Consider the following 12342-nt stretch of genomic DNA (forward strand, 5'->3'; position numbering starts at 1 on the left):
TGGGAGAAGGGCAGGCCCTGGGCCTGCCCCCGGAGTTTCTGATTATCGATAGCTGATGCCCGGCTTCGCGGTGCTGACACGGGTTCCGGCGGTGCCTTGAACGATGGCTTCGATGTCCGCCAGCGAACCGATCACCGCGACCTTGCCAGTATGGCGCGCGAACTCGCAAGCTGCCTGTACCTTCGGCCCCATGGAACCGGCGGCAAAACCGAGGCGTTCCAGTTCGTCCGGGTGCGCTTCGGCGATGGCTTTCTGGGTTGGCTTGCCGTAATCGATGAATGCCGCGTTGACGTCCGTGGCGATCACCAGCAAATCGGCCTCCAGTTGCTCGGCCAGCAGCGACGAGCACAGATCCTTGTCGATCACCGCCTCGATGCCCTTGAGGTTACGGTGCTCGTCGTACATCGTCGGAATGCCGCCGCCACCGGCGCAAATCACGATGCTGCCCTTGTCCAGCAGCCACTTGATCGGACGGATTTCGAAGATGCGTTTTGGCCGAGGGCTGGCCACCACGCGGCGGAATTTGTCACCGTCCGGGGCGATGGCCCAGCCTTTTTCAGCGGCGAGCTTTTCTGCTTCGGCTTTCTCGTAGACCGGGCCGATCGGTTTGCTCGGGTTCTGGAAGGCCGGGTCCTTGGCGTCGACCTCGACCTGGGTCAACAGGGTGGCGAACGGCACCTCGAAGTCCAGCAGGTTGCCCAGTTCCTGTTCGATGATGTAGCCGATCATGCCTTCGGTTTCGGCACCGAGCACGTCCAGCGGGTAAGGGGTGACGGAGGTGTACGCCGCCGCTTGCAGCGACAGCAGGCCGACTTGCGGGCCATTGCCATGGGCGATGACCAGTTGGTTGCCAGGATGGATCTTGGCGATTTGCTCGGTGGCGATGCGGATGTTGGCGCGCTGGTTGTCAGCGGTCATCGGCTCGCCACGGCGGAGCAGGGCGTTACCGCCCAGAGCTACGACGATGCGCATGGTGCATGTCCTTCTGGAAAACAGTGAAAGCTCGCAGGACGAATGCGGTCCCTGTGGGAGCCGGGCTTGCCCGCGATGGCGGTGGATCAGGCAACATTGTCGCTGGCTGACACACCGCTATCGCTGGCAAGCCAGCTCCCACAGTGACCGTGTCGTGTCAGTGAGAGCTGTATTGGTTTACAGATCAGCCAGGGTCGAGACCAGAATCGCCTTGATCGTGTGCATGCGGTTTTCCGCTTGCTCGAAGGCGATGCAGGCGGGCGACTCGAACACGTCGTCGGTCACTTCGATGCCGTTGGCCAGGTGCGGGTACTGTTCGGCGATCTGTTTGCCGACTTTGGTATCGCTGTTGTGGAACGCCGGCAGGCAGTGCATGAACTTGGTGCGTGGGTTGCCGGTGGCTTTCATCAGCTCTTTATTGACCTGATACGGCAGCAGTTGCTGGATACGCTCGGCCCAGGCTTCAACCGGTTCGCCCATCGACACCCAGACGTCGGTGTGGATGAAGTCGACGCCTTTGACCGCCGCTTTCGGGTCTTCGGTGAGGGTGATGCGTGCACCGGATTCTTCCGCGTATTTCTTGCAGCGATCCACCAGATCGTCATGCGGCCACAGGGCTTTTGGCGCGCAGATGCGCACGTCCATGCCGAGTTTGGCACCGACCAGCAGCAGCGAATTGCCCATGTTGTTGCGCGCATCGCCGAGGTAGGCGTAGCTGATTTCGTGGATCGGCTTGTCGGCGTGTTCACGCATGGTCAACACGTCGGCGATCATCTGCGTTGGGTGATATTCATCGGTCAGGCCGTTGAACACCGGCACCCCGGCGAACTTCGCCAGCTCTTCGACAATTTCCTGTTTGAAGCCACGGTACTCGATGGCGTCGTACATGCGACCCAGCACGCGGGCCGTGTCTTTCATGCTTTCCTTGTGGCCGATCTGCGATGAGTTCGGGTCAATGTAGGTGACATTGGCGCCTTGGTCATAGGCCGCCACTTCGAACGCGCAACGGGTGCGGGTCGAGGTTTTTTCGAAGATCAGGGCGATGTTGTTGCCCTTGAGGTGTTGCTGCTCGGTGCCGGTGTATTTCGCGCGTTTCAGGTCGCGGGACAGGTCGAGCAGATAACGCAGCTCGCGCGGGGTGTGGTGTTCCAGGCTGAGCAGGTTACGGTTGTGGATGTTGAACGCCATGATGATTCTCCTTGGATTCGGTAATCGGCCCGGCCGCTACAGGGTGAGTGCGGCCGGGGAGATGGTCGTTTAGTAATCGATTGGGTCGCGGATGATCGGGCAGGTCATGCAGTGGCCGCCGCCGCGACCACGGCCGAGTTCGCCGGCGCTGATGGTGATGACTTCGACGCCTGCCTTGCGCAGCAGGGTGTTGGTGTAGGTGTTGCGGTCGTAGCCGATGACCACGCCCGGTTCTACCGCGACCACGTTGTTGCCGTCGTCCCATTGCTCGCGTTCGGCAGCGAAGCTGTTGCCGCCGGTTTCCACCACGCGCAGCTTCGATAGGTTGAGGGCTTTGGCTACGGTGTCGAGGAAGCTGCCTTCTTCGCGGCGGATGTCGATGCCGCCCTGTTTGCTTTCGTCAGGGCGCAGGGTGAACGCGACGATCTGGTTCACCACTTCCGGGAAAATCGTCACCAGGTCGCGGTCGCAGAAACTGAACACGGTGTCCAGGTGCATCGCGGCGCGGGACTTCGGCAGGCCGGCGACGATGACTTTCTCCACCGCTTTGTTCTTGAACAGGTTCAGCGCCAGTTGGCCGATGGCCTGTCGGGATGAGCGTTCGCCCATGCCGATCAACACCACGCCGTTACCGATCGGCATCACGTCGCCGCCTTCCAGCGTCGAGCTGCCGTGATCCTTGTCCGGATCGCCGTACCAGATCTCGAAATCGGCATTGGTGAACTGCGGGTGGAATTTGTAGATGGCGGTGGTCAGCAGGGTTTCCTGACGACGCGCCGGCCAGTACATCGGGTTCAGTGTCACGCCACCGTAGATCCAGCAAGTGGTGTCGCGGGTGAACTGGGTGTTCGGCAGCGGCGGCAGGATAAAGCTGGAGTGGCCGAGGAAGTCGCGGAACATCTGGATGGTCTTGCCACCAAAGCTGTCCGGCAGATCGTCGGCGGACACGCCACCGATCAGGAATTCGGCGATGTGCCGTGGCTCAAGGCTTTTCAGCCAGGATTTGACTTCGCTGATCAGGCCCAGGCCCACCGAGTCGGCAGTGACCTTGCGCTCGAGGATCCAGTCCAGTGCTTCCGGGATGGCGACGATGTCGGTCAGCAGGTTGTGCATTTCCAGCACGTCGATCCCGCGTTCACGCATTTTGGTCACGAAGTCGAAGTGGTCGCGCTTGGCCTGGGCGACCCACAGCACGTCGTCAAACAGCAGTTCGTCGCAGTTGTTCGGGGTCAGCCGCTGGTGGGCCAGACCTGGGGAGCAAACCATGACTTTGCGCAGTTTGCCGGCTTCGGAATGGACGCCGTACTTAACTTTTTCCGTGGTCATTGCAGTGATCCTCCAGAGGTAAAAACTTGGGCAATTACAGGGTCAGGAAGCCGTCGTAGAGACCGTAGGCTGCCACCAGGGCACCGACGACCACCGCGGCGAAAATCAGCTTCTCGACGTTGGTGAAAACCGCTTGTTTGAGTTCGAGCTTGGCCTTGGCGAACAGGATCGCGCCGGGGGCATACAGCAGGGCTGAGAGCAGCAGGTACTTCACCCCACCGGCATACAGCAGCCAGACCGCGTAGATCAGGGCGATACCACCGATGATCAGGTCCTTGCGCCGCTCGGCGGCGAAGCCTTCGTAGGTTTCGCCGCGTACCGCGAGCAGCAGGGCGTAGGCCGCCGACCACAGGTACGGCACCAGAATCATCGAAGTGGCGAGGTAGATCAGCGACAGGTAAGTGCTGGCCGAAAACAGGGTGATGATCAGGAACAACTGAACCATCGCGTTGGTCAGCCACAACGCGTTGACCGGTACGTGGTTGGCGTTCTCCTTGCGCAGGAACTCCGGCATGGTGTGGTCTTTGGCGGCGGCGAACATGATCTCCGCACACAGCAGCACCCACGACAGCAGCGCGCCCAGCAGCGAGATGATCAGACCGACACTGATCAGCACCGCGCCCCAGTGACCGACCACGTGCTCGAGCACGGCAGCCATCGACGGGTTCTGCAGTTTGGCCAGTTCCGGTTGGGTCATGATGCCCAGCGACAGCACGTTGACCAGCACCAGGAACAGCAGCACGGTGATGAAACCGATCACGGTGGCCTTGCCGACGTCGGAGCGTTTTTCCGCCCGGGCCGAGAAGATGCTCGCGCCTTCAATGCCGATGAACACCCACACGGTGACCAGCATCATGTTGCGCACCTGGTTCATCACGCTGCCCAGATCCGGGTTTTTCACGCCCCAGATGTCAGCGGTGAAGATGTCCAGTTTGAAGGCGAAGACCGCGATCAGGACGAACAGCAGCAGCGGTACGACCTTGGCGACGGTGGTCACGAGGTTGATGAACGCCGCTTCCTTGATTCCGCGCAGCACCAGGAAATGCACGGCCCACAGCAGCACCGAGGCGCCGATCACGGCGGCCACCGTGTTGCCTTCGCCGAAAACCGGAAAGAAATACCCGAGGGTACTGAACAACAGAACAAAGTAACCGACGTTACCCAGCCAGGCGCTGATCCAGTAGCCCCAGGCGGACGAGAAACCCATGTAATCGCCGAATCCGGCCTTGGCGTAGGCGTAGACGCCGCCGTCCAGGTCAGGCTTGCGATTGGCGAGGGTTTGAAAGACAAAAGCGAGGGTGAGCATGCCGACAGCGGTGATGGCCCAACCGATCAGCACTGCACCGACGTCGGCGCTGGCGGCCATGTTTTGTGGCAAAGAGAATATCCCGCCACCGATCATTGAACCGACTACCAATGCAACCAGTGCACCGAGTCGTAGTTTTCCGGGAGCTTCAGACATTGCATGACTCCATTGCAGGAGAGAAGAGTTCACAGCGTAGTGCCGTTGTCTGTTCAAACAGCTGACTTAGATCAGTTCATGGCCACATTCCATTGTTAATGAATGACTTATGAAAAGGCTGATGGCATAAAGCTGCTGCCCGAAGAGGCCCATTCCAGAGGCTTGCGGCAGATGTGGTTGGGAATTTCTCCTATTACTTTGGAATTATCACGCTAGTTGGTTTTCAGCTTTTGGCAAATTTTTCACATCTGTTTTCAGTACAGAATCGAATAATCAGGATTCGCGCACAAAAGCGATTAGTCGTGCTATGCGTTAGCGTTGTTGGCTATATATAAGAGCGGTATTGGCGTTATTCACAGAACGTACTTACGCTTTATCCGTTTAGTTAATACTCAGAAATAGACACACCTTGTGGCGAGGGGATTTATCCCCGATGGGTGGCGTAGCCGCCCCAGATCCATTCAGCGCGGTGTATCAGGCAGAACGAGTTCTCAGGTTTTGGGGCGGCTATGCCACCCATCGGGGATAAATCCCCTCGCTACAGGTATAAACAGGTTTCGAGAACCGTTGTCAGGAAAAGGGAGACAAGAATGTCGCAACCGACGCAAAAGCTGCGCCTTGGTGCGTTGATCGCCCTGGTTGTAGGTTCGATGATTGGCGGGGGAATTTTTTCCCTGCCGCAGAACATGGCGGCGCGCGCCGATGCCGGGGCGATCCTGATTGGCTGGGGAATCACCGCCATCGGCATGCTGACCCTGGCGTTCGTGTTCCAGACCCTCGCCAACCGCAAGCCTGAGCTGGACTCCGGCGTCTACGCCTACGCCAAGGCCGGGTTTGGCGACTACATGGGTTTCTCGTCCGCCTGGGGTTACTGGATCAGCGCCTGGCTGGGCAACGTCGGTTATTTCGTGTTGCTGTTCAGCACGCTCGGTTACTTCTTCCCGGTGTTTGGCCAGGGCAACACGCCGGTCGCCATCGGCTGTGCGTCGGTGCTGTTGTGGGCCGTGCATTTTCTGGTGATGCGCGGGATTAAGGAGGCGGCCTTCATCAATCAGGTGACCACGGTCGCCAAGATCGTGCCGCTGATCATGTTCATCGTGATTGCGGCGGTGGCGTTCAAGGCCGATATCTTCACCCGCGACATCTGGGGCCGAAGCAACCCGAGCTTCGGCGGGGTGATGGATCAGGTGCGCAACATGATGCTGGTGACGGTGTTCGTGTTCATCGGCATCGAGGGCGCCAGCGTGTACTCGGCACGGGCGGAGAAACGCACCGATGTCGGCCGCGCCACGGTAATCGGTTTTCTCGGCGTGCTGGCGCTGCTGGTGCTGGTCAACGTGCTGTCGCTGGGGATCATGAGCCAGCCAGAATTGGCGACCCTGCAAAACCCGTCGCTGGCGGCGGTGCTGGAACACATCGTCGGGCCATGGGGCGCGTTGTTGATCAGCCTTGGGCTGGCGGTGTCGCTGCTCGGCGCGTTGCTGTCGTGGGCGTTGTTGTGCGCCGAAATCCTGTTTGCCACGGCGCGGGACAAGACCATGCCCGCGTTTCTGAAAAAGGAAAACGCCAACCACGTGCCGGTCAATGCGCTGTGGCTGACCAACGTGATGATTCAGATTTTCCTGCTGATCACGCTGTTTTCCGCCGGCACCTACACCAGCCTGATCTACCTCGCCTCGTCAATGATTCTGGTGCCGTACCTGTGGTCGGCGGCGTACGCGGTGTTGCTCAGCGGGCGTGGCGAAACCTATGAACATGCCTCGGCCGAGCGCACCAAGGACCTGCTGATCGGCGGCATAGCGCTGTGCTACGCGGTGTGGCTGTTGTATGCCGGCGGGGTGAAATACCTGCTGCTGTCGGCGCTGCTGTATGCGCCAGGTGTGGTGCTGTTCGCCAAGGCCAAGCATGAGCAGGGCGAGCCATTGTTCACTCATGTCGAGAAGGTGATTTTCACCGGCGTGGTCATTGGTGCGGGGTTGGCGGCATATGGGTTGTACAGCGGGGTGTTGTCGTTGTGAGGTTGACGCTCGCCTTTCGGTGACCCGGATTATGTGTTGTCAGTTGTTGCCACATCGCTGGCAAGCCAGCTCCCACAGTGTCCGTGTCGAGCACAGGGTTTGTGAACATCCCTGAACCTGTGGGAGCTGGCTTGCCAGCGAAGAGGCCTCCATGGTTTCACCACAGCGGGCGGTGTGAACCCAACTCTGTGGCCGGCAACTGCCATTGCAGCGGCGTCCCGCTGATATTCACCGGTACCAGCAAGCGGTGCGCAGGCCCCCAAGGTGTTTGTTCCAGAAGCGGGTTTTGATCCTGCGCATCTTCAGCCCGCAACGCTTCGCTCGACCCCGGCCCCTGTTCGATCAACAGCTTGGCGGTGCGCGCCAGCGACAAGCGTGCCGAGCCACCTCGACCCGTCTTCAAACGTTGCGTCAACAGCCGGATCGCACTCGCCGCCATCAAATACCCTGTTGCATGGTCCAGCGCCTGCACCGGCAACGGCGTCGGTTGGTCCGCGTGCTTCCAGCGTTGCCCGGCCTCGGCAATGCCGCTGCTCATCTGCACCAGGCTGTCGAAGCCACGGCGGTACTGCCACGGGCCGCTCCAGCCGTAGGCGTTGAGGCAGACGTCGATCAGCCCCGGCGCCAGTTGCCGCCGGCGCTCGGAGCCGAAGCCGAGGTGTTCCAGCGCGTCGGCACGGTAGCCGTGCACGAGGATGTCGGCGTCCTTCAGCAGGTTTTCAAACACCACGCGATCTGCCGGTTGCTGCAGATCCAGCCGCGCGCAGCGTTTGCCAAGGGTCATGTCCGGGATAACGCCCGGTTCGTTCCAGGTCGGCGGATCGATGCGCAGCACATTGGCGCCGAGACCGGCAAGGAAACGGCTGGCAGTGGGGCCGGCAAGCACGCGGGTCAGGTCCAGCACCTTGAGGCCGGCCAGCGGCCGCGCTGCCGAGCCTTGCCAGGCGTTGGTGTGTTCATCCTGCGCATCGAGGAAATGCACCAGCGGTTCGGCACTCACTGCCACCCCCTGCGGATGCTGCTGCCACTGCGCCCAACTGCGCATTTCGGCGGCGCAGCCGTTGGCGTCGACGACTGCTTGTTCCAGATCGGCACTGCGCCATTGCGCGACGTTCGCTGCCATGGCGGCACGGTCGGCGCAGGTGCCCAGTACGCGTTCGGCGGCGGCGCGGTGATGCGGGGCGTTGGTGTGCAGGCGGATCCAGCCGTCCTCGGTTGCGTAGTCACCGGCCACCGGATCCCACAGCGGCGGAGCGTTCCAGCCCATCGGACGCAGCGAAGTGGCGAACCAGAACGAGGCCAGACGTCGATCGACTTCCACCGCGGGCAAGTGCCCGGTCTGTTGCCGGAGCAGTTCGCTGACGGCCTGCCCGGCAGCGCCGATGCTGGCGCAGGCCAGGTCGGTCACGGCGAATGCCGAGGGCAGGGCGCCATGGCCCGTGAACGGAATCGGCGTGTGGGGCAAGCCGAGTGCGGCTTGAATGGACGTGAGTAGATCAGTCATCGAAGGCCCTCCGGGAGAGAGGGCGATGATAGTGCAAAAGAATCTCGGGCCAGATGAAATTCCGGACAACCCACGCTGCCCCCTGTGGGAGCTGGCTTGCCAGCGATGACGGTGGATCAGTCAGTACATGAGTGACTGACACACCGCAATCGCTGGCAAGCCAGCTCCCACAGGGACGGTGGTGATTATCAGACGCGGAACTGGTCCATCAGCTTCATCTGCTGGCTCGCCAGGGCATTCAACTGACTGCTGATCGCCGCTGATTCAGTCGCCTGCTCGGTCAGCGTTTCAGTCACGGTGCGAATCGCCGAGACGTTGCGGTTGACCTCTTCGGCCACGGCGCTCTGTTGTTCGGCGGCACTGGCGATCTGCAGGTTCATGTCGCTGATCACGGTGACCGCGTCGCTGATTTTGCCCAGCGCGTCCACGGCCTGACGGATCTGCCCGGCGTTGTTGTGTGCCTGGGTCTGGCTCGAATGCATGGTCGCGACCACGCCACGGGTGCCGGTCTGGATGCGCTCGATGACGATGCGGATTTCTTCCACCGAATCCTGAGTGCGCTTGGCCAGGTTGCGCACCTCGTCGGCGACTACTGCGAAACCACGACCGCTTTCCCCGGCGCGGGCCGCTTCGATGGCGGCGTTGAGCGCCAGCAGGTTGGTTTGTTCGGCGATGCTGCGGATCACTTCCAGCACCGAACCGATCTGTTCGCTGTTGACCGCCAATGCTTCGACCTCGGTCACCGCTTTGCTGACTTCGTCGGCCAGTTGATTGATGTCGCGGGTGCTGCGTTCGATGATCGACATGCCGTCGCGGGCCGACTGATCAGCGCCCTTGGCGGCGTTTGCTGCGTTCGACGCGCTGTTGGCGACGTCGTGGGCGGTGGCGCTCATTTCGTTGGACGCGGTGGCGACCTGATCGATTTCGCGGAACTGCACCTGCATGCCTTCGCTGGTCTGGCGGGCGATTTCCGAGGACTGATCTGCAGTGCCACGCGCTTCGGTGATGCTCTGTTTGATCTGGGCGATGGTCGGTTGCAGCTTGTCGAGGAAGCGGTTGAACCAGTTCACCAGTTCGCCCAGTTCATCCTTCTTGCTGTAGTTCAGGCGCTGGGTCAGATCGCCTTCACCGCTGGCGATGTTCTTCAGCATTTCAGCGACACTGTTGATCGGCCGGGTCACGCCCGAGGCGGTGAGCCAGATCAGCAGCAAACCGATCAGACCCGCGACCACGGCCACCAGCAACGCGCTGACCAAACCGCTTTTCTGCGCATCGTCGAGCACCGCTTGCAGCTTGACCGAGTCGGCCAGCAGCACCTGTTTCGGCAGGTCGATGACCACGCCCCAGGCCCGCGAATTGCCAATCGGATCGACCGGGTACACCGCGCGAATCAGCTCGCCCTGTTCAAGAATCTTCGGCGTACCGCTGCTGACCAGTTGCAGCAGGTCCTTGCCGTCGGCGCCGAGGGTATCGCTGATTTTTTTGCCGACCCTGGTCGCGTCGGAACTGTCGGCGCCGAGTACGCCGCTGCCGGAGACGATCAGCATGTGCCCGGCGTTGTTGAACAGATCGCGCTGGGAGTCCACCGCCGCTGCTTGCAGGGCATCGAGGGCGATATCGACGCCGGCCACGCCGATGGCCTTGCCGTCGACGATCAGCGGCACGGAAATGGTGGTCATCAACATTTCCTTGCCGCCCACGGTGTCGGCGTACGGGTCGAGCAGGCAGGTGCGCTTGTTGTCGCGAGGGCAGGTGTACCAGCTGTTGTACGGCGTGCCGCTGACGCTGAGGGTGGTCTTGGTCATGTCTTCTTCGACCATGATCGTGTTCAGCGCGGAACCGGCAGCGCGGCTCCAGTAGGTCGCAAAGCGCCCGGCTTCGTTGGACTGGCGCGCGGCATCGTTGACGAACTCGCTGTCCTTGCCGTCGAGGCCGTTGGGTTCGAAAGCGAGCCAGATGCCGAGCACCTTGTCGTTGCGCTCGAACGCGGTTTTCAGGCTCTGGTTCAACTCTTCACGCAGGGCACCGGCGTCCAGCGAACGCTTGGCGGCCATCACCCGCATGTCCTTGATCTGGTCGGCCAGGGCAGTGATCACCGTCAGGCTTTCGCCAAAGGTTTTCTGTACCCGCACCGCTTGCTCGGCTGCCTTGGCCTGCAACAGGTTTTGCACACTGGCGGTGAGCATCTTGCTGCTGGAGTCACTGACCAGATCGTCGTTCTGGTTGGTCTGGTAAATGTTCATGCCGACGATCAGTGCGACCACACCGAGCAGACACAGACCGGAGAGCAGGACGATTTTCAGGCGAATGGAAAGAGAGTCGAACATGGGGCGATCTCGTGAATGAATGAGCAGGTGGCCACGGGATGAACTACCCGGTTCGCCAAATCCATTCAGCGCCATGCATTGCTCATCGGCGCGCAGCGACGGCGCATGAGTTGCTTGCCGACGAACGGTCAGCGCTAAACGTTTGCGCAGGGGAATGTGCTGAAAAGGCGATTAATTACAGGGAAGTTTCAGCCGGGTGAACACTGAGGAGCTGTTGGTGATGAGGCTTTGTGGTGAGGGGATTCATCCCCGATGGACTGCGCAGCAGGCCCAAAAGCTGACAACCATTTTTAACTGAAACGCTGCGGAGCCGGATTAGTGGCTGCTGCGCAGCCATCGGGGATGAATCCCCTCACCACAAAAGCTCATTTGCCAAAAATAGCGGGCGGTCAGGCGGGGGGCGGGATCGCTTCCGGGCGCGACCAGATCCACAGATTGCCCAGGCTCATCCCGGCAATCGCCAGGTACACCGGCCAGCCGTGGTCGAGCATCACCAGCATCAGTGTCGCGCACAGCAGCATGCTAACGGTGGCGCTGACCTTGGCCTTGCGCGCGATGATCTTGCCGTTGCGCCAGTTGTTCAGGATCGGCCCGAACAGCCGATGGTTTTCCAGCCAGGCACTCAGGCGCGGCGAGCTGCGGGTCGCAGCCCAGGCGGCGAGCAGGATGAACTCGGTGGTCGGCAGGCCGGGCACGACGATGGCGATCAGGCCAATGCCGAGGCTGACGTAGGCCAGCAGGCCGAACAGCAGACGGGCGAGTTTTGAGGTGGCGGGTTGCGGCATGGGCTCGGGGAGTACAGTGAGACGAAACGGGAATCTTACAGACTTGCGCGACCACCCTGTAGGAGCTGCCGCAGGCTGCGATCTTTTGATGTTGTTTTCAAGATCAAAAGATCGCAGCCTGCGGCAGCTCCTACACGGGGATTTTTGTGTTGTGTCAGGCCGGTTCGGCTTCGGTGGCGTAAGCCTGTTCCAGCAGCACGGTGAAGCGGTTGAACGCGTCGATTGCGCCTTGCTCGACTTCGGCTTCCTCTTCGGCGGTGAACGGCAGGGAGTCGAGAGTACGCACGAAGCTTTTCCAACCCTCGGCGCGGCCACCTTCCGGTTCACCGAGGTGGCGGGCGCCGAAGGTTTCGCTCAGCTCCAGCGCTACCGCGCGTTTGATCAGGAACGCAGCACCGAGCTTCGAGCCTTCGGAGACGAAGATCCAGCCGAGGGCGCGGGCCTTGCTCGGGTTTTTCAGCGCGCCGGCCACCGGTGCCGGGATGTCGGTGTCGAGATCCGCCAGGTCAGCCTTGGCCGCTTCGGCGCGGCAACGGGCCGGCAGATCCGGGACGATGGCCTTCAGTTCGGCGTTGTTATAGAGGTCGACCAGTTCCGACTGAAACAGGTACTGCGCGACCACGAAACGCGCAAAGTTGGCGCGGGTTTCGAACGGCGCGTGGGCCTTGACCAAGGCGTCGAGCTTGCTGTGCGGCTCGTGGGTGATCTGGTTCAGGCGTTGTGAACGCAGGGCTTTTTCCGAAATGGTCATGGGGGTGTC

General features: G+C 61.1%; 9 protein-coding genes and 1 pseudogene. 1 reads left to right on the forward strand and 9 read right to left on the reverse strand.

Features of this window, described 5'->3' with window-relative positions:
• Positions 1-42 precede the first annotated feature (42 nt).
• The 4 genes from arcC to arcD (AB1J88_RS27500) all read right to left on the reverse strand — a co-directional run bounded on the left by arcC (position 43) and on the right by arcD (AB1J88_RS27500) (position 4948).
• Positions 43-972: a carbamate kinase gene (gene arcC / locus AB1J88_RS27485; protein WP_115984261.1), complete on the reverse strand. Its 930-nt coding sequence runs from the start codon at positions 970-972 to the stop codon at positions 43-45.
• Between the two features lie 177 nt (positions 973-1149).
• Complete coding sequence (locus AB1J88_RS27490; RefSeq protein ID WP_003227481.1) at positions 1150-2160, reverse strand: ornithine carbamoyltransferase; 1011 nt, start codon at positions 2158-2160, stop codon at positions 1150-1152.
• 69 nt (positions 2161-2229) lie between these two features.
• Positions 2230-3486 (reverse strand): arginine deiminase, encoded by a 1257-nt coding sequence (gene arcA, locus AB1J88_RS27495; RefSeq protein WP_041068607.1) that lies wholly within the window; start codon positions 3484-3486, stop codon positions 2230-2232.
• A 34-nt stretch (positions 3487-3520) separates the two neighbouring features.
• Positions 3521-4948 (reverse strand): arginine-ornithine antiporter, encoded by a 1428-nt coding sequence (gene arcD / locus AB1J88_RS27500; protein ID WP_041068609.1) that lies wholly within the window; start codon positions 4946-4948, stop codon positions 3521-3523.
• Positions 4949-5538: 590 nt separating this feature from the next.
• On the opposite strand from arcD (AB1J88_RS27500), the gene arcD (AB1J88_RS27505) reads away from it, so the two are divergent.
• Positions 5539-6966, forward strand: a complete 1428-nt coding sequence (arcD, locus tag AB1J88_RS27505) for an arginine-ornithine antiporter (protein WP_430292448.1) — start codon at positions 5539-5541, stop codon at positions 6964-6966.
• Between the two features lie 157 nt (positions 6967-7123).
• On the opposite strand, the gene AB1J88_RS27510 is transcribed toward arcD (AB1J88_RS27505), so the two are convergent.
• The 5 genes and pseudogenes from AB1J88_RS27510 to AB1J88_RS27530 all read right to left on the reverse strand — a co-directional run bounded on the left by AB1J88_RS27510 (position 7124) and on the right by AB1J88_RS27530 (position 12333).
• Positions 7124-8470 (reverse strand): CoA transferase, encoded by a 1347-nt coding sequence (locus tag AB1J88_RS27510; protein ID WP_430292449.1) that lies wholly within the window; start codon positions 8468-8470, stop codon positions 7124-7126.
• Between the two features lie 188 nt (positions 8471-8658).
• Positions 8659-9414 (reverse strand): methyl-accepting chemotaxis protein, encoded by a 756-nt coding sequence (locus AB1J88_RS27515; protein WP_371260381.1) that lies wholly within the window; start codon positions 9412-9414, stop codon positions 8659-8661.
• 150 nt (positions 9415-9564) lie between these two features.
• Positions 9565-10872 (reverse strand): annotated as a pseudogene (locus tag AB1J88_RS27520) (cache domain-containing protein); the annotation flags it as partial.
• A gap of 314 nt (positions 10873-11186) precedes the next feature.
• Positions 11187-11582, reverse strand: coding sequence for a YbaN family protein (locus AB1J88_RS27525; RefSeq protein WP_430292451.1), 396 nt, complete (start codon positions 11580-11582; stop codon positions 11187-11189).
• 154 nt (positions 11583-11736) lie between these two features.
• Complete coding sequence (locus AB1J88_RS27530) at positions 11737-12333, reverse strand: biliverdin-producing heme oxygenase (protein WP_430292453.1); 597 nt, start codon at positions 12331-12333, stop codon at positions 11737-11739.
• Positions 12334-12342 lie beyond the last annotated feature (9 nt).

The sequence above is a fragment of the Pseudomonas sp. S8 genome (genome assembly GCF_050473925.1).
Classification (GTDB): Bacteria; Pseudomonadota; Gammaproteobacteria; order Pseudomonadales; family Pseudomonadaceae; genus Aquipseudomonas; species Aquipseudomonas parakoreensis.